This is a genomic window from Bradyrhizobium sp. Kon69, from assembly GCF_055807515.1.
On sequence record NZ_JBVVOS010000005.1, the window covers coordinates 124,614 to 151,291 of the forward strand.

At 63.9% G+C, this 26,678-nt stretch carries 23 protein-coding genes; 11 read left to right on the plus strand and 12 right to left on the minus strand.

Annotation, left to right across the window (positions count from 1 at the left end; genetic code table 11):
• Positions 1 to 63: 63 nt before the first annotated feature.
• Positions 64 to 1,581, minus strand: a complete 1,518-nt coding sequence (locus AC0L3U_RS08870) for an acetyl-CoA acetyltransferase (RefSeq protein WP_473361459.1) — start codon at positions 1,579 to 1,581, stop codon at positions 64 to 66.
• 119 nt (positions 1,582 to 1,700) lie between these two features.
• Positions 1,701 to 2,834, minus strand: a complete 1,134-nt coding sequence (locus AC0L3U_RS08875) for a nitronate monooxygenase (protein ID WP_473361460.1) — start codon at positions 2,832 to 2,834, stop codon at positions 1,701 to 1,703.
• Between the two features lie 303 nt (positions 2,835 to 3,137).
• Here AC0L3U_RS08875 and yghU point away from each other — a divergent pair, with 303 nt between their 5' ends.
• Complete coding sequence (yghU, locus tag AC0L3U_RS08880) at positions 3,138 to 4,019, plus strand: glutathione-dependent disulfide-bond oxidoreductase (protein ID WP_473361461.1); 882 nt, start codon at positions 3,138 to 3,140, stop codon at positions 4,017 to 4,019.
• Between the two features lie 157 nt (positions 4,020 to 4,176).
• Here yghU and AC0L3U_RS08885 read toward each other — a convergent pair whose 3' ends face one another.
• The 3 genes from AC0L3U_RS08885 to AC0L3U_RS08895 all read right to left on the minus strand — a co-directional run bounded on the left by AC0L3U_RS08885 (position 4,177) and on the right by AC0L3U_RS08895 (position 6,975).
• Positions 4,177 to 5,454 (minus strand): acyl-CoA dehydrogenase family protein, encoded by a 1,278-nt coding sequence (locus tag AC0L3U_RS08885; RefSeq protein WP_473361462.1) that lies wholly within the window; start codon positions 5,452 to 5,454, stop codon positions 4,177 to 4,179.
• Between the two features lie 253 nt (positions 5,455 to 5,707).
• Positions 5,708 to 6,088 carry a VOC family protein gene (locus AC0L3U_RS08890; RefSeq protein WP_473361463.1) on the minus strand — a complete coding sequence of 127 codons (381 nt, stop codon included), beginning with the start codon at positions 6,086 to 6,088 and terminating at the stop codon, positions 5,708 to 5,710.
• A 107-nt stretch (positions 6,089 to 6,195) separates the two neighbouring features.
• Positions 6,196 to 6,975 carry an SDR family NAD(P)-dependent oxidoreductase gene (locus AC0L3U_RS08895; RefSeq protein WP_473361464.1) on the minus strand — a complete coding sequence of 260 codons (780 nt, stop codon included), beginning with the start codon at positions 6,973 to 6,975 and terminating at the stop codon, positions 6,196 to 6,198.
• A gap of 166 nt (positions 6,976 to 7,141) precedes the next feature.
• Here AC0L3U_RS08895 and AC0L3U_RS08900 point away from each other — a divergent pair, with 166 nt between their 5' ends.
• The 3 genes from AC0L3U_RS08900 to AC0L3U_RS08910 are packed head-to-tail and all read left to right on the plus strand — an operon-like array spanning position 7,142 to position 9,293.
• A complete protein-coding gene (locus AC0L3U_RS08900; RefSeq protein WP_473361465.1) occupies positions 7,142 to 7,930 on the plus strand; it encodes an enoyl-CoA hydratase/isomerase in 789 nt (262 codons plus the stop codon).
• Entirely contained in the window at positions 7,927 to 8,913 is a 987-nt protein-coding gene (locus AC0L3U_RS08905; protein ID WP_473361466.1) for a phosphotransferase family protein, read from the plus strand. Before AC0L3U_RS08900 ends, AC0L3U_RS08905 begins: the two co-directional genes overlap by 4 nt.
• Before the next feature lie 2 nt (positions 8,914 to 8,915).
• Positions 8,916 to 9,293, plus strand: a complete 378-nt coding sequence (locus AC0L3U_RS08910) for a DUF6285 domain-containing protein (protein WP_473361467.1) — start codon at positions 8,916 to 8,918, stop codon at positions 9,291 to 9,293.
• A gap of 142 nt (positions 9,294 to 9,435) precedes the next feature.
• Here AC0L3U_RS08910 and AC0L3U_RS08915 read toward each other — a convergent pair whose 3' ends face one another.
• Positions 9,436 to 10,215 carry an enoyl-CoA hydratase-related protein gene (locus AC0L3U_RS08915; protein ID WP_473361468.1) on the minus strand — a complete coding sequence of 260 codons (780 nt, stop codon included), beginning with the start codon at positions 10,213 to 10,215 and terminating at the stop codon, positions 9,436 to 9,438.
• 209 nt (positions 10,216 to 10,424) lie between these two features.
• Between AC0L3U_RS08915 and AC0L3U_RS08920 the strand changes: the two genes are divergently transcribed.
• Positions 10,425 to 11,699 carry an acyl-CoA dehydrogenase family protein gene (locus tag AC0L3U_RS08920; RefSeq protein ID WP_473361469.1) on the plus strand — a complete coding sequence of 425 codons (1,275 nt, stop codon included), beginning with the start codon at positions 10,425 to 10,427 and terminating at the stop codon, positions 11,697 to 11,699.
• Between the two features lie 166 nt (positions 11,700 to 11,865).
• On the opposite strand, the gene AC0L3U_RS08925 is transcribed toward AC0L3U_RS08920, so the two are convergent.
• A complete protein-coding gene (locus AC0L3U_RS08925; protein ID WP_473361470.1) occupies positions 11,866 to 13,446 on the minus strand; it encodes a fatty acid--CoA ligase in 1,581 nt (526 codons plus the stop codon).
• 231 nt (positions 13,447 to 13,677) lie between these two features.
• Entirely contained in the window at positions 13,678 to 14,550 is an 873-nt protein-coding gene (locus AC0L3U_RS08930) for an SDR family oxidoreductase (protein ID WP_027516806.1), read from the minus strand.
• Positions 14,551 to 14,666: 116 nt separating this feature from the next.
• Here AC0L3U_RS08930 and AC0L3U_RS08935 point away from each other — a divergent pair, with 116 nt between their 5' ends.
• The 4 genes from AC0L3U_RS08935 to AC0L3U_RS08950 all read left to right on the plus strand — a co-directional run bounded on the left by AC0L3U_RS08935 (position 14,667) and on the right by AC0L3U_RS08950 (position 18,382).
• The gene (locus AC0L3U_RS08935) at positions 14,667 to 15,476 is read left to right on the plus strand and encodes a crotonase/enoyl-CoA hydratase family protein (RefSeq protein WP_473361471.1); all 810 of its coding nucleotides are present in this window, start codon (positions 14,667 to 14,669) and stop codon (positions 15,474 to 15,476) included.
• Positions 15,477 to 15,642: 166 nt separating this feature from the next.
• Positions 15,643 to 17,187, plus strand: a complete 1,545-nt coding sequence (locus AC0L3U_RS08940) for an acyl-CoA synthetase (RefSeq protein ID WP_473361472.1) — start codon at positions 15,643 to 15,645, stop codon at positions 17,185 to 17,187.
• 171 nt (positions 17,188 to 17,358) lie between these two features.
• The gene (locus AC0L3U_RS08945) at positions 17,359 to 17,763 is read left to right on the plus strand and encodes a YccF domain-containing protein (RefSeq protein ID WP_473288862.1); all 405 of its coding nucleotides are present in this window, start codon (positions 17,359 to 17,361) and stop codon (positions 17,761 to 17,763) included.
• A gap of 469 nt (positions 17,764 to 18,232) precedes the next feature.
• On the plus strand, positions 18,233 to 18,382 hold the full coding sequence (locus tag AC0L3U_RS08950) for a hypothetical protein (RefSeq protein ID WP_473288861.1): 150 nt from the start codon (positions 18,233 to 18,235) through the stop codon (positions 18,380 to 18,382).
• A gap of 127 nt (positions 18,383 to 18,509) precedes the next feature.
• On the opposite strand, the gene AC0L3U_RS08955 is transcribed toward AC0L3U_RS08950, so the two are convergent.
• Entirely contained in the window at positions 18,510 to 19,133 is a 624-nt protein-coding gene (locus AC0L3U_RS08955; RefSeq protein WP_473288860.1) for a TetR/AcrR family transcriptional regulator, read from the minus strand.
• A 124-nt stretch (positions 19,134 to 19,257) separates the two neighbouring features.
• Here AC0L3U_RS08955 and AC0L3U_RS08960 point away from each other — a divergent pair, with 124 nt between their 5' ends.
• Positions 19,258 to 20,136 (plus strand): SDR family oxidoreductase, encoded by an 879-nt coding sequence (locus AC0L3U_RS08960; RefSeq protein WP_473361473.1) that lies wholly within the window; start codon positions 19,258 to 19,260, stop codon positions 20,134 to 20,136.
• 243 nt (positions 20,137 to 20,379) lie between these two features.
• Here AC0L3U_RS08960 and AC0L3U_RS08965 read toward each other — a convergent pair whose 3' ends face one another.
• A complete protein-coding gene (locus tag AC0L3U_RS08965; protein ID WP_027516815.1) occupies positions 20,380 to 20,598 on the minus strand; it encodes a hypothetical protein in 219 nt (72 codons plus the stop codon).
• 927 nt (positions 20,599 to 21,525) lie between these two features.
• On the opposite strand from AC0L3U_RS08965, the gene ppc reads away from it, so the two are divergent.
• Positions 21,526 to 24,315: a phosphoenolpyruvate carboxylase gene (gene ppc, locus AC0L3U_RS08970; RefSeq protein WP_473361474.1), complete on the plus strand. Its 2,790-nt coding sequence runs from the start codon at positions 21,526 to 21,528 to the stop codon at positions 24,313 to 24,315.
• A gap of 130 nt (positions 24,316 to 24,445) precedes the next feature.
• On the opposite strand, the gene AC0L3U_RS08975 is transcribed toward ppc, so the two are convergent.
• Together AC0L3U_RS08975 and AC0L3U_RS08980 are read right to left on the minus strand one after the other, a co-directional pair.
• Positions 24,446 to 25,558 (minus strand): SMP-30/gluconolactonase/LRE family protein, encoded by a 1,113-nt coding sequence (locus tag AC0L3U_RS08975; RefSeq protein WP_473361475.1) that lies wholly within the window; start codon positions 25,556 to 25,558, stop codon positions 24,446 to 24,448.
• A gap of 131 nt (positions 25,559 to 25,689) precedes the next feature.
• A complete protein-coding gene (locus AC0L3U_RS08980; protein ID WP_247288650.1) occupies positions 25,690 to 26,604 on the minus strand; it encodes an SDR family oxidoreductase in 915 nt (304 codons plus the stop codon).
• Positions 26,605 to 26,678: the final 74 nt, after the last annotated feature.

Sequence of the window (26,678 nt, forward strand, 5' to 3'; positions counted from 1 at the left end):
CCGTCCTCGCGGAGACTCCCCCTCACCCCCACCCTCTCCCCGCAAGCGGGGCGAGGGAGACCCCTACGCCACCCGCCACTCCGGCACGCCATCCGCGGCCATCGCAATCTCGCCGAGCGAGCCCACCGGCGTGCGGTCCATGTTCAGCACATGCGCCAACGTCGCGGTATCGCTCGCGGGAATCCGCGCCAGCGTGCGCCTGTCATCGTCCGTCCGCAGCATCACCACGCCGTGCTCGACATCGCCGCCCCGGCCGTAGAGCACCGTAAAGCTCTCGACCTTGCCCTTGCCCGAGACATCCGTGACGAACTCGGGCACCGCGCGCTTGTTGCTGTCCGCCGCCGCCTGCACGCTTGTCTCCTGTGCCAATGCTTCACGCGGCGGCACCTTCGACACCACCAGCGCATGATGCTTGGTGACGAAGCCGCCCTGGCCGTAGAGCAGGCCGAGCTTTGCGCCGTCGCGCACCCGCCGCACCATCGCGCAGGCTGCATGCGTCATGTAAGTGTTCAGCGGCGCGCCGAAGAAGGTGAGGCCGCCGGTCACGGTCGGCTGCACGTCGGCACCCAGGCCCAGCGTCCGCCGCGCCATCTTGGGCACGCACGGGAAGCAGCTATAGAGCTCGATCGCATCGAACTTCTTGCCGTCGCCGTCGGCGAGATCCATCACGGCCTTCAAGACGGCATTCTGCGAATGGCTCTCGTAAAACTGGTCGCGCAAGAGATAGTCGCGCGGCTCCTCGGCCGAGGCGCCGCCGAGCGGATGGACCAGCTTGTGATCGGCGATGCCGGCCGCGCGCGCCCTGGCGAGGCTGGTGAGCAGCAGCGCGCCGCCCATGTTGACGCTTGGGTTGGCAACCATCAGCTTGTTGTAGGGCCAGGCGATCAGGCGGTTGTCCGCCGTTGGCGTCGTAATCTCGTTGGGCGCATAGCGCCGCTTCAGCCAGGCGTTGGGATTTTGCGCGGCGGCCTCGGAATAGCGTGACCAGAGTGTACCCGACTCTGCCATCGCCTCGCGCGGTGTCTGGCTCCAATGGGCGGACGATGCCGCTTCATAGAACGGATAGACGGTCACGGGCCGGAACACGCCGAGCTTCACGGCCAGCGGTTTCTGGAACGCTGCGCCGCGTTTCGGCTCCTCGACGTCATGGGCGAACGGCGTCCACGACAGCTTCGCGCCGGCGCGCTCCGCCTTGGTCGCCGTCGACTGTGCCTCCGCGCCGCAAACTGCGGCAACACTGCATTCACCGCGCGCGATGCGCTTTGCGGCTTCGTGGATGTAGCGGATCGGGCTCTCGCCGCCGACCGGGCCGTAATAGCAATGCGCAGGCGTGGTGCCGAGCCGTTGCGCCAGCAGCTGCTCCGGATCGCGATAGCGCCAGCTCAGGAAGTTGACGACGTCGAGCGACTGCACCTCGCCGAGCAGCTTTGCGCCGGCATCAGCTTCCGCGCGCAGCAGCGCCTGTTCGAGCAGGTCGAGCGGCTCGAGGCCATCGGTGATCTCCTTGGGGCGGTCGACGATCTCGCCGACGCCGACGATGACGGGAATGCGGTCTTCGGGGGTATTGGTCTTGTCGGTCATGGCCTCAATTCACGATACCAGTTGTTTCGTCATTGCGAGCGTAGCGAAGCAATCCAGAAATCTACCCGCGGAAGCAGTCTGGATTGCTTCGCTGCGCTCGCAATGATGGTGTGTGGCAATCACTCCGCCACCAGCGCATTCATGTGCTCGACGGCTTCGGCAAACTCTTCCTTGAACTCCTGCACCACCGCGCCGGCCGATTTCACGCTGTCGATCAGGCCCACGCCCTGGCCGACGAAGTAACTCACGAGATCGCGCGCTTTCGCGTTGCCGCCCGCCGCCGCGCGGTCGATCGCGTGGAAGGCGTCGCGGCTGACGATGCTTTGCAGCGGCATCGGCAATGCACCGGGGCTCTCGGCTGCGCGGTCCCAGGCGTCGGTCCAGACCGAGCGAAGCTGCCGCGCCGGCTTTCCGGTGCGGCCCTTCGAGCGCACCGCATCGCGCGACGATGCCGCGATCATCTTCTCGCGAAAGATCTCCGTGGTCTCGGACTCGACGGTGGCAAGCCACACCGAGCCGGTCCAGGCGCCCGCGGCACCCATCGCCATGCAGGCCGCCATCTGCCGTCCCGTCATGATGCCGCCGGCCGCCAGCACCGGCACGTCGCGGATATTCTTGATCGCCTTGATCACCTCGGGCACCAGCACCATGGTCGAGACCTCGCCGCAATGGCCGCCGGCCTCGGTGCCCTGGACCACGAGGATATCGACGCCGGCCGCGACCTGGCGCAGCGCGTGCTCCTTGGCGCCGACCAGCGCCGCGACCGGCACGCCGTGCTTCCTGCCCATCTCGATCATGGCCTTCGGCGGCACGCCGAGCGCATTGGCGATCAGGCGGATCGGGTGCTTGAACGAGACCTCCAGCAGCTCCAGCGCCGTCCTGGCATCGAACGGCTGCGGCTGGTTGTCAGCCACCTCGGTGGTCGTGAGTTCGATGTCGTATTTCTTCAGGAGATCGCGCGTGTAGTTGCGGTGCTCCTGTGGCACGCGCGCTTCAAGGCTCTTCCAGGTGACGTTCTTCTCGCCCGCAGTCGAGATGTTTTCGGGGATCAGAACGTCGATGCCGTAAGGCTTGCCGTCGACGTGCTCGTCGATCCATTTCAGCTCGCGCTCCAGCGTATCCGGCGTGTGCACGGTCGCACCCAACACGCCAAACCCGCCCGCACGGCTGACAGCGGCAACGACATCGCGGCAATGGCTGAAGGCGAGCAGGGGGAAATCGATGCCCAGCATGTCGCAGATCGGCGATTTCATCGTTCCCTCCGGCGGCCTCGCGTTGCTGTCATTGCAATCTTGAGCGAAGGCTCATCGACGCTAGACCATCGTCTCGCGCCATGCCAATCCGGATTTGGCGGCGCATCTTGCGTGCACACGCCGTGTTGCGCGAAGCCGTACGCCTGGCTCGACAGATGCGGGCTCTGGTGCAGGTCGTCCTCGGCGATGTCGAATGCATGACGCGGTCGCGAGGCCCGCGCCGGACGCAGGGCCGGCAGGGCTTGCCATCGGCCGTCCGTGGGCTAATTAATGCAGACGCATCTTTTTCGCCGGAGCCCTCACATGACCGACACCCCCGCCTACGTGCCGCCCAAGGTCTGGACCTGGAACAAGGAGAACGGCGGACAGTTCGCCAGCATCAACCGTCCCATCGCGGGTCCCACCCATGACAAGGAGCTGCCGGTCGGCAAGCATCCGTTCCAGCTCTATTCGCTGGCGACGCCGAACGGGGTGAAGGTCACCGTGATGCTGGAGGAGCTTCTGGCGCTCGGCCACAAAGGCGCGGAGTATGACGCCTGGCTGATCAAGATCGGCAATGGCGACCAGTTCGGCAGCGGCTTCGTCGACATCAATCCGAACTCCAAGATCCCGGCGCTGATGGACCGCTCCGGCCCGGAGCCGATTCGGGTGTTCGAGTCCGGCTCGATCCTGTTCTACCTCGCCGAGAAGTTCGGTGCCTTCCTGCCGAAGGACATCAAGAGCCGCACCGAGGCGATGTCGTGGCTGTTCTGGCAGATGGGCAGCGCGCCCTATCTCGGCGGTGGCTTCGGTCATTTCTACGCCTACGCGCCGACCAAGATCGAATACGCCATCGACCGTTTCGCAATGGAGACCAAGCGCCAGCTCGACGTGCTCGACCGCCGGCTCGCCGACAACGAATATCTCGCGGGCAGCGAATACACTATCGCCGACATGGCGGTGTGGCCCTGGTACGGCGCGCTCGCCAAGGGGCTGGTCTATGGCGCCGGCGAATTCCTCTCGGTGCAGGACTACAAGAACGTGCAGCGCTGGACCGACCAGATCGCCAAGCGCCCGGCCGTCAAGCGCGGCCGCATGGTCAATCGCGTCTCCGGCGATCCCGCCAGCCAGCTCCACGAGCGGCATGATGCCGGCGATTTCGAGACCAGGACGCAGGACAAGATCGGCGAGGTGGCCGCGTCGTAGTCCCTTCGCCTCTCCCCGCGTGCGGGGAGAGGCCGGAATTTGCGCAAGCAAATTCCGGGTGAGGGGGACTCTCCGCGAGTCCGACTGACAGCATCCTGGCGGAGACTCCCCCTCATCCCAACCTTCTCCCCGCAAGCGGGAAGAAGGGGAAGAAAGATCACGCCATGCTGAGCTCATGGCGTCCCACCACCATCCAGTGCACCTCGTCCGGACCGTCCGCGAAGCGCAGATGGCGGACGTCCTGATACATCTCGGCGAGCGGGGTCCAGTGCGAGATGCCGGTGGCGCCATGCATCTGGATCGACTGGTCGATGATCTTGCAGGCGCGCTCCGGCACCATGGCCTTGACCATGGAGACCCAGACGCGAGCCTCCTTGTTGCCGAGCACGTCCATGGCCTTGGCGGCCTTCAGCACCATCAGCCGCATCGCCTCGATCTCGCAGCGCGCCTGCGCGATGATCTGCATGTTGCCGCCAAGATGGGCGATCTTCTTGCCGAAGGCTTCGCGGGTGAGGCCACGCTGCACCATCAAATCGAGCGCCTTCTCGGCCTTGCCGATGGTGCGCATGCAGTGATGGATGCGGCCCGGGCCTAGCCGAAGCTGCGAGATCTCGAAGCCGCGGCCTTCGCCGAGCAGAATGTTCTCCTTGGGCACGCGCACATTGTTGAAGCGCATGTGCATGTGGCCGCGCGGCGCGTGGTCCTGGCCGAATACGTACATGGGACCGAGCACCTCGACACCGGGTGTGTCGCGCGGCACCAGGATCTGCGACTGCTGCTTGCTCGGCGCCGCATCCGGATTGGTCTTCACCATCACGATGAGGATCTTGCAGCGGGGATCGCCGACACCGGAGATGTAGTACTTCTCGCCGTTGATGACCCATTCGTCGCCGACCAGCTTTGCGCTGGTCGAGATGTTCTTGGCATCGGAGGAGGCGACGTTCGGCTCGGTCATGACATAGGCGGAGCGGATCTCGCCGTTCATCAGCGGCTTCAGCCACTTCTCCTTCTGCTCCTTGGTGCCGACGCGCTCCAGCACCTCCATGTTGCCGGTGTCAGGCGCCGAGCAGTTCATGCTCTCCGAGGCCAGCGGGCTCTTGCCGAGCTCGGAGGCGATATAGGCGTAGTCGAGATTCTTCAGGCCCTGGCCGGTCTCGTCGTCGGGCAGGAAGAAGTTCCAGAGGCCTTCCTGCTTGGCCTTGTTCTTGGCCTTCTCCAGCACCTCGAGCTGCTTTGGCGTGAAGCTCCAGCGATCCTCTTTGCCTTCGCCGGCCTTGGTGAACTCGATCGACATCGGCTCGACGGTGTCGCGGATGAACTTCCTGACGTGATCGTAGAGCGGCCGCACCTGGTCCGACATCCTGAGGTCGTTAAGCTCGTCGCCGGGATTGAGGGTGTAGTTGGTGGTGCGGGGAATGTAGGTGTGTTTTGTCATTGTTCCTCCCGGGGGCGCTGAGATCGCGTCGAGCCGGAGAATAGTCGCAGCGTCGCCAAAGTGCGAGCGCGCATTTTCCAACGCGAGCCATGCCATGCGATGGAATATCGCGAGGGCGTTTGAAATGTTGTTTGAATGGGGCTGTTGAGGAGCCGTAGCCCGGATGAAGCGCAGCGCAATCCGGGACAGAGCGAGCGTTGCGCAACCCCGGATTACGCTGCGCTCCATCCGGGCAACGACCGTGCGTGTCGGCTCAGTTCGCCATCCGATGCATCGCGCAGATCTTGTTGCCGTCGAGGTCGCGCAAATAGGCAATATAGAGGTTGACGCCCGGGCCCTGGCGAATGCCGGGAGGATCTTCGCAAGGAACGCCGCCAGCGGCGATGCCGGCCGTATGCCATGCATTGACCTGCTCCGGCGAGTTGGCGGCAAAGCCAATGGTGCCGCCATTCGCAGGCGTCGCCGCTTCGCCGTTGATAGGCTTCGTCACCGAGAACACGCCGGTCTTGGTGATGTAGAAGATGCGATGGCCGTCGACGCGCGCTGGCCGCACCTCGAGCGTGGACAGCAAATTGTCGTAGAACGCCTTGGCCTTGTCGAGGTCGTCGGTGCCGATCATGATGTGCGAGAACATTGCCCATTCCCCTCAGAGTTTGTAGCCCGGATGGAGCGAAGCGTAATCCGGGTCTTGCTTACTTTGAAAATCCCGAATTGTGCTGCGCTCCATCCGGGCTACGAGACTCAATACGCCGTATAGCCGCCGTCGATCACGAACGTATCCGCGGTGTGATACGACGAGGCCTTGCTCATCAGATACACCGCGATGCCGCCGAAATCGCTGGCCTCGCCGAAGCGCCGCACCGGAATGCGCGGCATCACGTTGGCGACGAATTTCTCATTGGCCATCAGGCCCGAGGTCATGTCGCTCTTGATCCAGCCGGGCAGGATCGCATTCGCGGTGACGCCGTGGCGCGCCAACTCGACGCCGAGCGCGCGCACCAGCGCGTTGATCGCGGCCTTGGTCGCGGCATAGTGCTCGTTGCGCGCGGTGCCGAAGATCGAGGCGAGGCTCGAAGTCGCCACCAGCCGGCCGAAGGGATCGCCGGCCTCGGCGCGCTGGGTCATGTGTTTTGCGGCCGCCTGGAACGCGTGGAACACGCCGTCGAGATTGGTCGCAAACATCGTGCGCCATTCTTCCTCGGTGCGCTCGATGAAGGAGCGCCGGCCGCCGCCGCCGATGCCGGCATTGGCGAAGCAGCCGTCGACCCGGCCGAATGTATCGAGCGTGGCCTTCATCGCGGCATTGACCGAGGCCGGGTCGGTGACGTCGCAGACCCGCGCGTCGACCTTGCCTGATAACCCCGCCAGGCTCGCGGCAGCGGCCTTGTTCTTGTCAGGATTGCGACCCCAGATCGAGACATTGCAGCCCTGGCCGGCGAGCGCGTGTGCGATGCCGAGCCCGATGCCGCCATTGCCGCCGGTGATCACGGCGACCCGGCCTGAAAGGTCGAAAAGGTTCATGGCGCGTTTCCTTGTTTTTGCTTGGCGCGCATCAGCCGCTGCGCGCAAGATTGCTTGCTATGCTCCGATCACCATGGACAAGACCGCGCCAAAAATCAAATATGCGCCCCGGCAAAAGCAATTCCGGTCTGCGAAACTGACACAGGCCGCAACTCACGAGGAAACCATGCAGTTCAAACACGTCACGCTCGATCTCGATGGTTCGGTCGCGATCCTCAAGCTCGACCATCAGGAGGTGATGAACGCGGTCTCCGTGGACATGCTGGGCGGTCTCGCGGAAGCGCTCGACGCGATCGAGGAGAAGAAGGACGAGGTGCGCTGCGTCGTGCTGACGGGCGCGGGGCGGGCGTTCTGCACCGGCGCCAATCTGCAGGGCCGCAACAACCAGTCGAAGAAGACCAAGGCCGGCCTGACGCTCGAGACCGGCTTTCATCCCTTCCTGCGCCGCATCCGCAATCTGCATTGCCCGATCGTGACTGCGGTCAACGGTCCGGCGGCCGGCGCCGGCATGAGCTTCGCGTTGCTCGGCGACATGATTTTATGCGCGCGCTCGTCCTATTTCCTGCAAGCCTTCCGCCGTATCGGCCTCGTGCCGGATTGCGGCTCGACCTGGCTCTTGCCGCGGCTGATCGGCAAGGCGCGCTCGATCGAATTGTCGCTGATGGGCGAGCGACTTCCCGCCGAGAAGGCGCTGGAATGGGGCCTCGTCAACCGCGTCTATGATGACGGCGTGCTGATGGAGGAGGCGATGAAGCTTGCGCGCGACCTCGCCAGCGGCCCGACGGTCGCGCTGTCGCTGATTCGCAAGCTCTATTGGGACAGCCCGGAGAATTCCTTCGAGCATCAGCTCAATCTCGAATTCCAGTGCCAGCTCCGTGCTGGCGACACGGATGATTTCCGCGAAGGCGTCGGCGCGTTCCTGGAGAAGCGTCCGGCGCAGTTCAAGGGCAAATGATCGAGGCTGAGCTTTCCCGCAGCGTTGCGCGCTGGTGCGAGGGGGCGACCGGCGTGACCGGCGCGGCCAAGCTGTCCGGCGGCGCCAGCCAGGAGACCTGGCGCTTCGACATCGTGCATCCCGACCGGCCGATCGGTGCGATCTTGCGCCGCTCGCCGAAAGGCTATGGCGCGGCGCCGACGCGCGCGGCGGGTCTTGCGGCCGAAGCGCAACTGATGCAGCTCGCCTATGAGGCCGGCGTGCCGTCGCCGCGCGTGATGCATGTGCTGACGCCGGACGACGATCTCGGCACCGGCTTCATCATGCAGCGGGTCGAGGGAGAAACCATCGCGCGCAAGATCCTGCGCGACGACGAGTTCGCGGCGGCGCGGCCGCTTCTCGCACGGCAGATCGGCGGCGTGCTCGCGAAGCTGCACAGGCTACCAGGCGACAAATTGCCCGAGCTGCGCAGCCGGTCCGCGACCCAGGAGATCGGCGAGTTCGAACGCGACTATCGCAGCCTGGACTGGCCAAAGCCGGTGTTCGAATTGGCGCTGCGCTGGCTGCGCGACCACGATCCGGGCCCGTCGGCCGAGACCACGCTGGTGCATGGCGATTTCCGCAACGGCAATCTCATCATCGGTGCCGACGGCGTGCGCGCGGTGCTGGACTGGGAGCTCGCCCATCTCGGCGATCCCATGGAGGATCTCGGCTGGGTCTGCGTGAACTCCTGGCGCTTTGGCGAGATCGACAAGCCGGTCGGCGGCTTTGGCTCGCGTGAGGAGCTGTTCGCCGGCTATGAGGCGGCTGGGCGGAAGGTCGATCCATCGCGTGTCAAATTCTGGGAAGTGATGGGCACGCTGCGCTGGGGCATCATGTGCGGCGGCATGATGCAGCGCTTCCGCGAAAGTCCGGACCATTCGATGGAACGCGCCATGATCGGCCGTCGCGCCTCCGAGACCGAGATTGATCTGTTGCGGCTGCTGGCGCCGCGGGGGAGTTGACCATGCAGGACGAGCCGACACCGGTCGAGCTGACCAAGTCAGTCGCCGATTTCCTCCGCAACGACATCACGCCGCTGATCTCCGGCCACCAGGCCTTCAAGCTGCGCGTCGCCATCAACATCCTCGATCTCGTCACGCGGCAGTTGACGCGGGAGGAGGGCAGCGATGCTGCGGAGGTGGAGCGGCTGCGTGCGCTGTTCGGCATGGACGGCTCGGTGATCGATCTCAACCGCGCACTCGCCGAGCGCATCGCGAAGGGCGAGGTCGATCTGGCAACGCCGGGATTGGCCGAGCATCTGTGGGCGACCACGATGGACAAACTTGCGGTGGATCAGCCGAATTACGCGTCGTACAAACGCGAGCTTTCAAGAGACGGGTAGGGCGCAGCCCCAATGACGGTGCTGAGGCAAAGGCGTACTGTCTCCGCATCGTCATGCCCGGGCTTGTCCCGGGCATCCACGTTCTTCTTCGAGCGGCAAGGCGTGGATGGCCGGGACGAGCCCGGCCATGACGGAGACAATCCTACTTCCCCACCCATTTCGGCGGCCGCTTCTCCGCAAACGCTTTCGGGCCCTCGATGTAGTCCTGCGAGGCCACCATCGCCTTCACCGCCGGATAGTCGCGCTGCTCCTCGATCGCCTGCTCCAGCGACACGCCGAGACCCTTCTGGATCGCCTGCTTCGAGGCGCGGATCGACATCGGCGAATTCTTGGTGATCATCTCGGCCCAGCGCAGCGCGGCCGTGAGCGCCTCGCCCTGCGACACCACCTCGTTGACGAAGCCGAGGTCGAGTCCCTCCTTGGCGCTGACATGGCGTGCGGTGAGGATCATGCCCATGGCGCGCTTCAACCCGATCTGGCGCGGCAGCCGGTGCAGGCCGCCGGCGAGTGCGGCCAGCCCCACGCGCGGCTCGGGCAGGGCGAAGGTGGCGTTCTCCGAGGCAATGATGAGGTCGCAGGCCAGCGCGATCTCGAAACCGCCGCCCATGGCGACGCCATTGACCGCAGCGATGATTGGCTTGTCGCAGTCGAAGCGCGCGGTGAGGCCGGCAAAGCCGCCCTTGTCCCAGCCGCGCTTGCCGCCAGCCGCCTGCCATTTCAGATCGTTGCCGGCGCAGAACGCCTTGTCGCCGCTACCCGTGACGATCGCGATCCACTGCTCGGGATCGGCGGAGAAATCGTCAAATACCTTTTGCAGCTCGAAATGCGCGTCGGTGTGCAGCGCGTTGTAGACCTCGGGCCGCGACAGCGTCACGATCGTGATCGGCCCCTTACGTTCCACCTTGGAAAATTTCAGCTCCATCGCGCGCTCCCGCAGTTTCTCGTGAAGGAATATTGCCGGAATACTACCGCGCCTCCGCGCTAGAGCACCATCGAATTGCGCAATGCGCCTTGCGCATTCGGCACGCCTCCCATTGCTTGACTTGCGCGCGCTCTTCTCACCTTAATCGTGCGAAGCAAAGCTGCGCCCAGCGCCTTAACACAAAACGAAAAAACACCCGGGAGAGAGCCGTGGATTTCTCATTGCCTGCCGATCTCGTCGCCTATCTCGCGGAGCTCGACCGTTTCATCGAACGCGAGGTCAAGCCGCTGGAAGAGGCCGATGATAATATCCGCTTCTTCGATCATCGTCGCGAATGGGCCCGCACCGATTTCGAAAATGGCGGGCTGCCGCGGCACGAATGGGAAGCGCTGCTGCGCAAGGCGAAGGATCTTGCCGATGCCGCCGGTCATTTGCGCTTTGCGGTGCCGAAGCAATATGGCGGTAAGGATGGCTCCAACCTCTGGATGGCGGTGATCCGCGAGCACTTTGCCGCCAAGGGGCTCGGTCTGCACAACGATCTCCAGAACGAGCACTCCATCGTCGGCAACTTTCCCGTCGCCACCATGCTGGATCGCTACGGCCGCGACGACCAGAAGGCGATGATCGACGGCTCGATCAAGGGCAAGTATCGCATCACGTTCGGCTTGACCGAGCCAAATCATGGCTCCGACGCGACCCACATGGAAACGCGCGCGGTGCCGGCGACCCGCGACAACGTCAAGGGCTGGATCATCAACGGCGAGAAGATGTGGACCACCGGCATGCACGTCGCCACGCATTGCGCTCTGTTCGCGCGGACGTCAGGCAATGACGGCGACGCGCGCGGCATCACCTGCTTCCTGGTTCCAGCCAAGAGCAACGGCGTGAAGATTGAAGAGTACATGTGGACCTTCAACATGCCGACCGATCATCCTCGCGTCAGTTTCACGGACGTGTTCGTTCCCGAGGACGCGCTGTTCGGCGGGGTCGGCCGCGGCCTGTCGCTGGCGCAATGTTTTGTCCATCAGAACCGCATTCGGCAGGCGGCGAGTTCGTTGGGGGCAGCGGTCTACTGCATCAACGAGAGCGTAAAGTATGCGCGCGAGCGAAAGCCGTTCGGCAAGGCGCTGGCGGAGAACCAGGCGATCCAGTTCCCGCTGGTCGAGCTTGCAACCCAAGCCGAGATGCTGCGGCTGCTGATCCGCAAGACCGCCTGGGAGATGGACAAGCTTACCGAGGAGCAGATCGAGCGCACGCTTTCCGACCGCGTCTCGATGTGCAACTACTGGGCAAACCGCCTCTGTTGCGAATCCGCCGACCGCGCCATGCAGGTTCACGGCGGCATGGGCTACTCACGCCACAAGCCGTTCGAGCACATCTACCGCCACCACCGCCGCTACCGCATCACCGAGGGCAGCGAGGAGATCCAGATCCGGAAGGTGGCGGGATTTTTGTTCGGCTATATGGGGCCGGGGAAGCATTGACGGGGGCTCGCACGATATCTCTCCTGGGTCGTCCCGGCGAACGCCGGGACCCATTACCCTAGGGAGTAGTTGTAGCGCGAGACGGCAACTCCGAGTCTTCGCAAAACCCAATCCTGTGGTTATGGGTCCCGGCCTTCGCCGGGACGACGATGTGGATATAGCGGGCCTAATTCACCCTTCTATCCTTCCCCGCCCAATACGGCTCCCTCAATTGCCGCCGCAGAATCTTGCCTGACGGATTCCTCGGCAGCGCCGGCAAGAACTCCACGCTCTTCGGCGTCTTGAACCCGGCGATGCGCTCGCGGGTGAAGTTGATGATGTCGGTGGCGGTCGCCTGCTTGCCGGGCTTCATCACCACGACGGCCTTCACCGCCTCGCCCCATTTGTCGTCGGGGATGCCGATCACGGCAGCTTCCGCGACGTCGGGATGATCGCACAGCGCGCTCTCGACCTCGGCCGGGTAGATGTTCTCGCCGCCAGAGATGATCATGTCCTTGATGCGGTCGTGGATGTAGAGATAGCCGTCTTCGTCCATGTAGCCGGCATCACCCGTGCGCAGCCAGCCGTCGCCGCGCAGCGTCGCGGCGGTCGCTTCCGGCAGGTTCCAGTAGCCGGCCATGTTGGAGCCCGAGCGCGTGGCGATCTCGCCGACCTCGCGCGGCGGCAGCGGCTTGCCGTCGACATCGAGAATCGCGATCTCGATGCCCGGCAGCGCCTTGCCGGCCGAGCGCATCCGCTCCAGCCCCTCGACATGATCCTCCGGCGGCAGCGCGACGATGGTGCCGGTGGTCTCGGTCATGCCGTACATCTGCACGAAGCCGCATTTGAAGATCTCGATGCATTCCTTCAGCAGCGCCGCTGGGATCGGCGAGGCGCCATAGAGCATGTATTTCAACCGGGAGAAGTCCACCGTCTTGGCTCGCGGCTGCCGCACGACGAACTGCATCGCGGCGGGCACCATGAACAGCTTTGTGATGCCTGATAGCTCGAAGAAGTCCAGCACCTTGGTCGGATCGAACTCGCGCGCGATCACGCCGCGGGCGCCGTGGTAGAGTCCCATCACGCCCCAGCCGGAGCCGCCGATGTGGAAGATCGGCATCGCGACCAGCGACACGTCGTCGGTCGACCACCGGTTCCACTCGGGCTTGTCCTCGGCATTGCCGGTTTGCACGAGGTTGAGGAAGTTCGCATGCGACAGCATCGCGCCCTTCGGCTTGCCCGTCGTACCCGACGTATAGAGCTGGATCGCGATGTCCCGGGCCGTGATCGGCACCTTGGGATCGTCGCCACTCTGTGCATCGCGCCACGCCGCAAAGTCAGGCCATTCCGGTGCGCCGCCTTCGGTGGTGATGACGCTGCGCACGCCCGGCAACTGGTCCTTGATCTGGCGGACCTGGGTGATGAACTCAGGTCCCACGAACAGCACCGGCGCGTTGCAGTCGCTCACGATGAAGGCGACCTCGGGCCCCGCGAGCCGCCAGTTCACCGGCGCCATCACCACGCCGGCCTTCATCGCGCCCATCAGCAGCTCGAAATAGATGTCGCTGTTCTTGCCGAGATAGGCGATGCGCTCGCCCTTGTTCACGCCCATCGCGATCAGCGCATTGGCGACGCGATTGGTCTTGATGTCGAACTCGGCGAAGCTGGTGACACGACCTTCGAACTCGAAGGCGATGGCGTCGCCGCGGCTCCTCGCGCGCTCACGCACCATGTCGGCGAGATTGGCCAATGGCTGTGTGGTGGACATGTCTCTCCCGTGACGTCTTGTTTTTATGGGGCGGAGTGTGGCGTCATCCGCGGGCGATGACAAGACGGGAGAGGGTCGCGGCCCCGCTCTCTCAATGCGTCGTCCTGGCGAAAGCCAGGACCCATAGCCACAAAACGCAATTTGGCGAAGACTGGCCATGACCAATCTTCGCCAAAAAACATTCGGTGGTAATGGGTCCTGGCTTTCGCCAGGACGACTACGGAGAGAGCCTCACCCCCGCTTCGCCCGATCTTTCTCGTTCTGCGCCATGATGCTCTCGCGCGCGGTTTTCCAGTCGTCGTCGCTCCAGTCGCGGAGCTGGTAGAAATTGCCGCCCATCGCGAGCGCCTGGGCGCCGTCCATGGCGATGGTCTCGCCGCTGATCCAGTCGCAACCGCCGGAAATCAAAAACACCGCGACGTTCTGCAATTCCTCCATGGTGCCGACGCGGCCCATCGGGTTCATCGCCTTGGTGCGAGCACCGGCCTCGTCGCCCGGCTTGATGCGCTTGCTCATGCCCTCGGTCGGGATCTCACCCGGTGCGATCGTGTTCAGCCGGATGCCGTAGCGGCCCCATTCGGTGGCGAGCGACATCGTCATGGCATGGATCGCCGACTTGCTCATCGCCGACGGCACGACGTAAGGCGAGCCGTTGCGCACCCAGGTCGTGGTGATCGAGACGACGTTGCCGGGCTGCTTCAACGCGATCCAGCGCTTGCCGACCGCCTGCGTCACGTAGAACGTGCCGTGCATGACGATGTTGGCGACCGCGTCGAAGCCGCGCGGCGACAGCTCCTCGCTGCGCGAGATGAAATTCCCGGCGGCGTTGTTGATGAGGTCGGTGAGGGGGCCGTCGCGAAAGATGGTCTCGATCATCTCCTCGACCGCGAGCGCGTTGCGGATATCGACGCCGTGGCTGCTCACGCGGCCGCCATACTCCGCCATCAGCTCGGTCGCGGTTTCGTCGCAGACGATCTTGCGCCGGCCGCAGATGTGCACCTCGGCGCCGAGCTGGAGAAAGCGCGCCGCCATCGACTTGCCGAGCCCGGTGCCGCCGCCGGTCACGAGGATGCGTCGTCCTGCCAGAAGATTTTCCTTGAACATGGCTGTTTCCCCCGCAGTGATTGTCGGTTAATTGATCGATTGACTAAATCCGGCCGCCGTCGTCCTGTAAAGCGGCACCGAACAAGAACAGCAGGGAACCAGGGGAGAATTCATCCATGGAAGAGCGCGTCTCGATCTCGATTTCGGAAGGCGTCGCCGACGTGCGGCTGGTGCGCGCGGACAAGATGAATGCGCTGGATCAAGCCATGTTCGAGGCGCTTGTGGCCGCAACGGATCGGCTTTCGAAGGAAAAAGGCGTGCGCGTCGTGGTGCTGTCCGGCGAGGGCCGCGCCTTCTGCGCCGGTCTCGACATGGGGCGTTTTGCCGCCATGAAAGAGAAGGGCGGCAACGGAATTCCGGGTGGCGAAAATCGCGACCTCACCAAACGCACGCACGGCCAAGCGAATTTTGCGCAACAGGCGGTGTGGGGCTGGCGACAGCTTCCCGTGCCGGTGATCGCCGCGATCCAGGGCGTCGCCTTTGGCGGCGGCTTCCAGCTCGCGCTCGGCGCCGACATGCGCTTCCTCACCCCGGATACGCGGATGTCGGTGATGGAAATCAAATGGGGTCTGGTGCCCGACATGGCGGGCACGCCGATCCTGGCCTCGCTCGTGCGCGACGACATCTTGCGCGATCTCACCTACACCGGCCGGATCTTCTCGGCGCAGGAGGCGATGGCTTACGGTCTCGCCACGCGCATCTGCGACGACCCGCGCGCGAGCGCGCTCGACGTCGCGCGCGAGATCGCGGGAAAAAGCCCCGATGCGATCCGCGCCGCGAAACGCATGCTCAACAATCTCGCGGTCGATCCGGGCCCGGCGCTGCTCGCCGAATCCGTCGAGCAGCAGAAGCTGATCGGCAGCGCGAACCAGACCGAGGCGGTGCGTGCCAACCTGGAGAAGCGCGCGCCGAAGTTTGCGGACTGACAAACTCTCCGTCATGGCCGGGCAAAAGCGCGAAGCGCGTCTTCGCGCTAGATGTCCCGGCCATCCACGTTCTTGGTACGAAGCGGCAAGCAAGGACGTGGATCACCGGGACAAGCCCGGTGATGACGACTAACGGACATCGTCGCTAAACAACAAAGAAAAACAAATGAGCGAAACGTCAAATTTCCTCGGCATCGTCTCCGGCGGGCGCAGCCGCTCCCATATCGAGGTTGCTGATCGTGCCGACCGCATCGCGAGCGGTCTCAGCAAGATCGGCGTCAGGCAGGGCGATTGCGTCTGCATGCTGATGCGCAACGACATCGCCTTCGTCGAAGCCGCTTACGCCGCGATGCGGCTGGGCGCCTATGGCGTGCCGATCAACTGGCACTTCAAGCCGGAAGAGATCAATTACATCCTGAACGATACCGGCACCTCCGTGCTGATCGGGCATGCCGACATGCTGCATGCTTTGCGCGATGCGATCCCGAAAGGCGTCACCGTGCTCAGCGTGCCGACGCCGCCGGAGATCCTGTCCAGCTACAAGATCGATCCCGATCATCTGAAGACGCCGGACTTTGCGATCGATTTCGAGCCCTGGCTCGCGCAGCACCAGCTCTATGACGGTCCGTTCGTGCCGCAGCCCATGAACATGATCTACACTTCGGGCACGACAGGCCATCCCAAGGGCGTACGGCGCAACGCGCCGACGCCGGAACAGGCGGCCGCCGGCGAGCGCATGCGCGCGATGATCTACGGGCTGAAGCCCGGCGCCCGCACGATCCTGCCGGGTCCACTCTATCACTCCGCGCCGAACTCGTTCGGCATCCGCGCCGGCAAGCTTGGCGGCGCACTGGTGCTGATGCCGCGCTTCGAGCCCGAGGAATTTCTCGAGCTGATCGAGCGCTTTGAGATCGACACCATCTTCATGGTGCCGACGATGTTCATCCGCCTGATGAAGCTGCCGGAGGAGGTGCGCAAGCGATATGACGTCTCCTCGCTGCGCCACATCATCCACGCAGCCGCGCCCTGTCCGGCGGACGTCAAGCGCGCCATGATCGCGTGGTGGGGGCCGGTGATCTACGAATTCTACGGCTCGACCGAATCCAGCGCCGTCACCTTCGCGACCTCCGAGGACGCGCTGAGGAAGCCCGGCACTGTCGGCAAAATATCGCCCGGCGCCGAGCTGCGCTTCATCGGCGATGACGGACGCGTGCTGGGCGTGGGCGAGATCGGCGAGATCTACTCGCGCATGGTCGGGATGGCCGATTTCACCTATCACAACAAGCCGGAGAAGCGCGCCGAGATCGATCGCGACGGCTTCATCACCTCGGGCGACGTCGGCTATATCGACGAAGAGGGCTACGTCTTCATCTGCGACCGCAAGCGCGACATGGTGATCTCGGGCGGCGTCAACATCTATCCGGCCGAGATCGAATCGGTGCTGCATGCCGTCCCCGGCGTGCATGATTGCGCGGTGTTCGGCATCCCCGATGCCGAGTTCGGTGAGGCGCTGATGGCCGTGGTCGAGCCGCAGCCGGGCATCGCGCTCGACGCCGGCGATATCCGCGCGCGGCTGAAGACCTCGCTCGCCGACTACAAGGTCCCAAAGCACATCGAGATCCGCGCCGGGCTGCCGCGCGAAGATTCCGGCAAGATCTTCAAGCGCCGCCTGCGCGATCCCTATTGGGAGCAGGCGGGGCGGAAGATCTGACGGTGCGTAGTGCGTAGCCCGGGTGAGCGAAGCGATACCTGGGATAATAAGACCCGGATGTCGCTTCGCTCATCCGGGCTACACGAGCCCGCGAATACGTGAGCGGCTTCATGGACCGCAACCTCGCTCATCGTGCTATATAGACGGGATCATCGACCTCTGGATCATCCCATGGCTCCCGTTTCCATCCTGCTCAACCTGCTCTGGATCCTCATCGGCGGCGCCTGGATGGCGCTCGGCTGGCTGGTCGCCGCGGTCATCATGGCGGTCACGATCATCGGCCTGCCCTGGGCGCGGGCGGCGTTCAACATCGCGGTCTACACGCTGATGCCGTTCGGCTCGCGGGCGGTCAGCCGCTATGAGGTCACCGGCATGAGCGATATCGGCACCGGCCCGCTCGGGGTGATCGGCAACATCATCTGGTTCGTGCTGGCCGGCTGGTGGCTGGCGCTCGGCCATCTGCTCACCGCCCTGGCCCTCGCGATCACCATCATCGGCATCCCCTTCGCCTGGGCCCACCTCAAGCTCGCCGGTATCGCGCTCTGGCCGATCGGCAAGGTGATCGTGCCGGCTTAGGGGAGTTCGTAAGCGTCCCCGCGGCACATCCTTCGAGACGCCCGCCGCTGGCGGGCCCTCAGGATGAGGGCGGAACGGGTGGCTGCACCTGCAACTAATCCCGACGCAGTTCAGCCTCATCCTGAGGAGACCGCGAAGCGGTCGTCTCGAAGGACGAGGCGCTTGCTCGGGCCGTGGGATGGGTAGAGCGCCAGCGAAACCGCAATGCGTCAAATTTCATTGCAACTTTTTCCCGACCTCATTGTTGAAGAACGGGGGCGGACGCGGCCGCAATGTGCCGCGACTGGCTGGCCCTTGATCTCATTCTTATCGGGAGGCGATTGCATGAAGTGGCTTTGCTTGGTCGGCGTTGTGGCGGGAGCCGTTGCTTTGATACCCTCACCTTCTGTTTCGGCGATGCCTGTTGCCAAGCCGGGCGCACTGGGCGCGTCTCAGACTGACACCATCGAGGTCAAGGGCGGCCACGGACATGGCGGTGGCCACGGGTGGGGTCATCGCGGCGGCCGTGGTCATCATTACGGCTGGGGCAGAGGCCGAGGCCATCATTATGGCTGGCGGCACCATCACCACTGGTAAGCGTCAGTTTTGTCCCGAGATCGGAGTTGGTGATCACGTTTAATTCGGACCGCGAAGCACATCCGGGAGCTTGATCACCAACTAAGCTCGCAGAATGGGTAGAGCGTCAGCGAAACCCATCAGTCCGTTTGCCGATGTCGAAGCATGATGGGTTTCGCAAGGGCTCCAGATTAAGACGACGATGCGATCCCTTGTTCCAACAACACTCTGGCTGCCTCGCGGTTAGCCTCGACGATGGCGGGATCACGCGTTGACTGTGCGATCACGAGCGAGCCTTCGAACAGCGACAGGATCTGGATCACGGCCCTTTCGGGTTTGCTCAATGACAAGGGCTCAATGAGTAACGCAACGAAGTCGTGCAACTTCAAAAAATACGCTGCGATGGTCGCCTCTACGCCCGGCGAGTTTGCCTCCGGGCCGAATTCGGCCATGCCTTTCGCGAACGGACAGCCGCGGAACGAAGGCGCAAGGAGCGGTTGTTCGAGTGCATCGAAAACAGCGAGAACGCGCTCCACTGGCGTGAGACCGGCTCGCTCGGTGGAGGTCGAAAGCATCTGAAACCAAACGGCGCTCTTGTAGCGCAGGTAGGTGGCGATGAGGTCGGCCTTCGAGGGAAAGTGCTTGTAGAACGTCATCTTGGCCACGCCGCTTTCGGCGATGATCCGGTCGATTCCGACAGAGTTGATGCTGAACCGGTAAAACAGGTCGGACGCCGTCTTCAAAATGCGCTCGCGCGGGGCGAGCGCATCGAGCGGTTGAATATCCACGTCCACGAAATCAAGCACCGTGCCCATCGATCGTCCTTAACCCAGCCGTTTGCGTCACTGGACAGACTATTCTGTCAACTTAGAGATTGCAAAGACATACAGGTCTGTCTATACACCCGTCGTCCCTTGGATTTCAGAGAAAGATCATGAGATGAGCGGAAAAGTTGTGGTTGTGACGGGTGCGAGCAGTGGTTTTGGAAAACTCACCGCCTTGGAACTCGCAAGGCGGGGGCACACGGTGGTTGCTACCATGCGCGATGTCGCAGGAAGAAATAGCCGTGTTCGCGACGTGCTTGTCGAAGTGGCAAAGGCTGAAGGGCGTGCGCTCCAGGTCCTCGAGATGGACGTCGCCGACGAACAATCCGTCAACGCCGCGACCGCGGATGTCATCCGGCAGCACGGCAGGGTCGATGCCCTGGTCAACAACGCCGGAATGATGCCCGTCGGCGTCACGGAAGCCTATACCGTCAAGGATATCGAAGCGCAGTTCGCCGTGAACTTCTTCGGCGCCGTTCGCACCGATCGTGCCGTTCTGCCGCACATGCGGGCCGCCGGCAGCGGCGTCCTCGTCCATGTCACGTCGCTCATGGGTCGGGTGGTCTTCCCGTTCTTCGGTGTCTATTCCGCCAGCAAGTTCGCGCTCGAAGCGCTTGCGGAAGCCTATCGCTACGAGCTTTCGAGCTTCGGCGTCGATTCGGTCATCGTCGAGCCAGGCCCGTTCCCGAGCAACCTTCTTCCGTCCAGCCCGGAAGCATCCGACCAGGCCGTGCTGAAAACCTATGGCGGTGTTGCCGCGATCCCAGGTCAGATCAAGCAGCACTCCAACGATGGAAACGATCCGCAGAATCCGCCACAGCCCCAGCGCGTCGCGAATGCAATCGCGCAGCTGGTCGAGGCCACGGAACGGCGGCCTCTGCGGACGGTCGTGATGCCCGAAGGCATGGATTTCGGCGTCGAGCGCCTGAACGAGGCCGTCGCCCCGATCCAGAACGATCTCCTTCGCGCGCTCGGCATGGCGAGCATGATTTGACGGGAAGGCGATAAGCACACTGTCAGTTCGTAGGAAGGATAGAGCGTGAGCGAAACTCATCAATCCGTCCGCCGATGACGGGGCATGATGGGTTTCGTAACGGCTCAACCCACCCTACGCGCTGCAATTTCAACGAAACCCGACGTGGCTCAGCCTCATCCTGAGGAGACCGCGAAGCGGTCGTCTCGAAGGACGAGGCGCTTGCTCAGCTCGTAGGACGGGTAGAGCGCATGCGAGAACGTTCTACCTTGAACGACGCGCGACTTGGATTGCTGTATCGATCAGAGATGCTGCAACTTCCTTGCCGAACGTGTTGATGGTGATTGGACCGTCATCGGGCACGCTAACATCAAAGAGCACACCCCCGTCGTCCGAAAGGATTTCCATACGAATGCCGTCAAAGTCGACATCGCTCGCCCATCGATATTTCACAGTTCGGTTCTCGACTGTCAGCGTTCCCATGCTGAGTGCTTATCAAAATGCGCGATTCAAGCAAATCCGTGGGGGACGGGCCGCTTGGAAATGGCAGAGTGGGAGATTGCAGCTTCACAGTACCAGAGCCGACACACGCTCAGGCACCGCGTCCACCATCCCTCGCGTTGCCTGACGGGCAAAACACGCCACATGCACGTCAAGCACAAGACCGTCTAATATTCTGATTGACCGAATTCATCTCTTCGGGTAAACCGCAAAGCATCCCGGCCCGCTAAAAAGGGCGTTTCGCGATCGTCACGATACGTGAGCCGGGACGCGATGGACGCGGCAGCGCCGGCGCGTGACGAGGTGGCAGGGCGGGCGACCCCCGTGAGCCATCGCGATCCGCGCGAACGACCCGGCGCGGTCACAGCGGTTCTTTTCGGCTTCGGGAGCGAGCACGCGCAAGCTTCCGGAGGTCCGGGGAGGGACGTCCGCGGACGGCAAAAGCGTGTGGTCCTGACGCCCGGGGTCTGTGCGTCAAGGCTTGCGGTGATGTGCGGCCCGACCGGGTGCGCGCATCGTTCATCCGCAAGGCGACGGGGGCAATAGTGCATCGCTCCCTGGGGAGAGCGCGCCATAAGCCGTAAAACCATTGCGCAGGGAAGGCCGGATGTTCCGGCATCACCTGTGGTCACCCCCGCGTGCGTTTTTCGCGTGCGGACCCTGGGTGCCAGCCGGCGCCCGGCCTTCCCTGCGCCCTTCCTTTGCGATGAGGGCGAAACGGACAGCAAAACTCGGGCGCTCGCGCCGCGAGACCGCGAATGTATGTCTGCGCCCGTCAGCAAGGCGCATTCCCACCCATGATCGGTGATGTTGCCGCGCCGCCCCCAACTTCATCTTGCGCTGCGGCAAAAAACTTGCACACTCGGCTGAGCCGGGCAATCAAGTGAGCTCGACAAGGGGAGCGAGCCAATGTCCCTCCAGACCATATCATCCGACAGCGCCGATCAGCGCCCCAACCGCCCCGAGGACGTCCTGGCGCTGGAGGCAGATGCGCGGCTGCGAGACGATATCCGCCTGCTCGGGCGCATCCTCGGCGACACCGTGCGCGACCAGGAGGGGCCTGAATTGTTCGATCTGGTCGAGCGCATCCGGCAGACCTCGATCCGATTCCACCGCGATGAGGACCGGCTCGCCCGTCGCGAGCTCGAACAGATCCTCGACAGCATGTCGACTTCGGAGACCGTGCGGATCGTCCGCGCCTTCAGCTATTTCTCCCACCTCGCCAACATCGCCGAGGATCAGAACAACATCCGTCAGATGCGCGCCAACAAAGGCGGCGGCTCCGGCGTGCTGGCCGAGACGCTTGCCCATGCCAGGGCGGCGGGCATCGGCGCCGATGCCCTGCGCAATTTCTTCAAGAGCGCGCTGGTCAGCCCGGTCCTGACCGCGCATCCGACCGAGGTCCGCCGCAAGAGCACGATGGACCGCGAGATGGAGGTCGCCGCCCTGCTCGATCGTCGCGAGCGCGTCGCGCTGACGGCGGAGGAGGCCGCCGCCAGCGACGAGCAGCTCCGCCGCGAGGTGCTGACGCTGTGGCAGACCAACCTGCTGCGCCGGACCAAGCTCACCGTGCTCGACGAGGTCGCCAACGGCCTGTCGTTCTACGATTACACGTTTCTGCGCGAGGTGCCGCGGCTGGTCAACACGCTCGAGGACCGGCTGGAGGAGGGCGGCGAGCAGGCGGCCGGCGAGCTCGCCTCGTTCCTGCGCATGGGCAGCTGGATCGGCGGCGACCGCGACGGCAATCCCTTCGTCACCGCCGACGTGATGCGCGGCACGCTGCGGCTGCAGTCGAGCCGGGTGATGCAATTCTATCTCAATGAGCTGCATGTGCTCGGCTCCGAGCTGTCGATCGCAGCGCATCTCGCCGACGTCTCCGAGGAGCTGCGCACGCTGGCGGAGCGCTCGCCCGATACCTCGCCGCACCGGAGCGGCGAGCCGTATCGCCTCGCGGTCTCTGGCATCTATGCGCGCCTGACCGCAACGGCCGAAATGCTTCAGGTCGAGATCACGCGCCGGCCGGTCGGCAAGGGCGCGCCGTATGACAGCGTCGGGGAGTTCAAGGCCGATCTCGACGTGCTGCACCGCTCGCTGATCTCCAACAACGCCGGCGTCATCGCCCGCGGCCGGCTGCGGCGGCTGCGCCGTGCGGTGGACTGCTTCGGATTCCATCTGGCCCGGCTCGATATCCGGCAGAATTCGGCGGTGCACGAGCGCACCATTGCCGAGCTGATGGACGCCGCCAACCCCGGCATGTCCTATCTCGCGCTCGGCGAGGACGCGCGCATCTCGCTGCTCACCAACGAGCTGCGCTCGACGCGCTCGCTGGTGTCGCCATTCGTCAAATACAGCGACGAGACCATGGGCGAGCTCAATGTCTTCCATGCGGCCGCGGAGGCGCACGCGAAGTTCGGCTCGGATGCCATCCCCCAATGCATCATCTCGATGTGCAAGAGCATGTCCGACATGCTCGAGGTCGCGGTGCTGCTGAAGGAGGTGGGGCTGGTGCATCCCTCCGGGCGCAGCGCCATCAACATCGTGCCGCTGTTCGAAACCATCGAGGATTTGCAGGCGTCTTCCACCATCATGGACCGCATGCTCTCGCTGCACGATTACCGCCGGCTGGTCGACAGCCGCGGCAGCGTGCAGGAGGTCATGCTGGGCTATTCCGACTCGAACAAGGACGGCGGCTTCGTCACTTCGGGCTGGGAGCTCTACAAGGCTGAGATCGGCCTCGTCGATGTGTTCGAGCGCCACGGCGTGCGCCTGCGTCTGTTCCATGGCCGCGGCGGTTCGGTCGGCCGCGGCGGCGGCCCGAGCTACGATGCCATCGTCGCCCAGCCAGGTGGTGCGGTGAACGGCCAGATCCGCATCACCGAGCAGGGCGAGATCATCTCGTCGAAATATTCCAACGCCGAAGTTGGCCGCAACAATCTGGAGATCCTTGCCGCCGCGACTCTGGAGGCGAGCCTGTTGCATCCGCGCCAGAGCGCGCCGCGTCGCGAATATCTGACCGCGATGGACGAGCTTTCAAGTCTCGCCTTCAAGGCCTACCGCGGCCTCGTCTACGAGACCGAGGGCTTCGTCGATTATTTCTGGGCGTCCACCGTCATCAACGAGATCGCGACGCTCAACATCGGCAGCCGTCCGGCCTCGCGCAAGAAGACCCGCGCGATCGAGGATTTGCGGGCGATCCCCTGGGTGTTCTCCTGGGCGCAATGCCGCCTGATGCTGCCCGGCTGGTACGGCTTTGGCAGCGCCGTCGAGCAATGGATCGCGGAGCATCCCGACAAGGGCATGCCGTTCCTCAAAGAGCTCTACAAGGAATGGCCGTTCTTCCGCATGCTCTTGTCGAACATGGACATGGTGCTGGCGAAAAGCTCGATCGCGATCGCCTCGCGCTATGCCGAGCTCGTGCCCGACGAGGCGCTCCGCGAAAAAATCTTCGGCCGCATCCGCCGCGAATGGCATTCCTGCATCGAGACGCTGCTGGACATCATGGGCCAGGACCGGCTGCTGCAAGGCAACCCGCTGCTGGAGCGCTCGGTGCGTCACCGCTTCCCCTATCTCGACCCGCTCAACCACGTGCAGGTCGAGCTGCTGAAAGAGCATCGCGCGCAGAACCCGGATGAGCAGGTGCTGCGCGGGATTCAGCTGACGATCAACGGGATCTCGGCGGGGCTGAGGAACACGGGGTAGTTCACGGCGGCCACATCCTCAGTCGTCATGCCCGGGCTTGTCCCGGGCATCCACGTTCTCAGTGCCGCGCGTCAAGTCGTGGATGGCCGGGACAAGCCCGGCCATGACGAGTGGAGAGGGCGGTGTCCCCTCAACAGAAATGCGCGCCCTGCGTTTCCACATACACCGCATAGAGCGACTGGCTCGCGGTCATGAACAGGCGGTTGCGCTTCTTGCCGCCGAAGCAGACATTGGCGCAGGTCTCGGGCAACAGGATCTGCCCGATGCGCGCGCCGTCGTTCGGCGCGAACACCTGCACGCCGTCATAGCCGGGTCCGACCCAGCCGGCGCCGACCCAGATGTTGCCCTCGGTGTCGACGCGCAGCCCGTCGGGGAAGCCTGACTTGCCGTCGAGCGTCATGTCGATCAGCTTCTTCGGGTTCGACAGCTTCGCCCCATCGATGTCGTACGACCACACCACGTTCTTGGCTTCGGGATAATGCGTGATGCCGGTGTCGCAGACATAGAGCTTCTTGTAGTCGTGACTGAAAGCGATGCCGTTCGGCTTGAACGGCTCGTCGGCGACCTTCGCGACCTGGCCGCTCTGCGGATCAATGCGATAAACCGCTTCCTTCTGATACGGCTGCAGCGAGCCGGTATTGGCAAGCTTGCCCTCGTAGATGCTGATCGCGCCATAGCCGGGATCGGTGAACCAGATCGCCTTGTCGTTGGGATGCACCACCATGTCGTTGGGACCGTTGAGCGGCTTGCCGCCGGCCTGCTCGGCCAGCGTCGTCACCGAACCGTCGTGCTCGTAGCGGACGAGCCGGGTGCGCTCGGCACTGAGCTGGCGCCCCTCGGTGTCGAACGAGTTGCCGTTGGCTTCGTTCGACGGCTTGTGGAACTGCTCGGAGATATGACCGTCGTCATCGAGGTAGCGCAGCTGCCGGTTGGCCGGGATGTCGCTCCAGACCAGATATTGCCCTTGCGCATTCCACGCCGGCCCTTCCGCCCACAGGCAGCCGGTGTAGAGCCGCTTGATTGCGGTGTTGCCGACCTTGGCCTTGAAGCGCTTGGGGTCGATGGCGATGATGTCAGGATCGGGATAGCGCTGCGGCTCGGCGTTGGCGCCGAAGTCGCGGGCGTCCGCGCGTGAGGCGAGCAGGGCCGATGCGGCGACGGTCGCGGCGCCCTTGAGCAGCGTACGGCGGGCGAGGCCGCTGCTTGCAGTCGTGTCGTCGGAGTTGGTCAGTATTCTTGTCATGGTTTCCTCCCAAAGTTGTGTTGGGAGGAAATGATCCGCCAGCAATCGGGCGTAAAGCGGAGCGATCTCCGGACTCAGATAACCGGAGATCGCAGGGCAGAAATGCCGGAAATGCGGCCAGACGGGATTCCTTACACGGGATCCCACGGGAAGATATCGGCGGAGCGGTCGAGCTTGTAGAACGAGCCCTTCAGCGCCGGCATGCCGTGTTCCGCGATCGATTGCGGCGTCCAGCCTTCGCTGCGATGCACCGAGCGCAGCGGACGGTTCTGGCTGAACAGGAACAGCTCGTTCATGCGTGCGCCAAAGATCTGCCCGGAGACGTCCTTGGCCGCGTCGGAGAGCAGATAGGCGCAGACCGGCGCGATCTTCTCCGGTCCCATCTGCTTGATCTTCTCGACCCGCGCCTTCTCGGCTTCGGTCTCGGTCGGGATGGTGCCGATCATGCGGGTCCAGGCGAACGGCGAGACGCAGTTGGAACGGACGTTGAAGCGACCCATGTCGAGCGCAATCGACTTCGACAGGCCGACGATGCCGAGCTTGGCGGCGGCGTAATTGGCTTGGCCAAAGTTGCCGATCAGGCCGGAGGTCGAGGTGAAGTGCACGAACGATCCGGACTCCTGCTCGCGGAAGATTCGCGCTGCGGCGTGGCTGACGTAGAACGAGCCCATCAAATGCACCTTGATGACGGCCTCGAACGCTTCCACGCTCATCTTGTGGAAGATCATGTCGCGCAAAATGCCGGCATTGTTGACCACGCCGTCGAGCCGGCCGAAATGATCGGTCGCGGTCTTCACGATCTTGCTGGCGGGGATGGCTTCGGCCACCGACTCGAAATTGGCGACGGCGGTGCCGCCGCGCTTCTTGATCTCCTCGACCACTTCCTCGGCGGGCGCGGCGCTGGTGCCGGCGCCGTCAGCGGCGACGCCGGGATCGTTGACGACGACCTTGGCGCCTTCGCCAGCGCACAGCAGCGCGATCTCCCGCCCGATGCCGCGGCCTGCGCCGGTGACGATGATAACCTTGTCTTGCAGTGATTTGCTCATGTGGATTCTCCTGTTGTCTTACCTCGCCCCGCTTGCGGGGAGAGGTCGGATCGCATCGAAGATGCGATCCGGGT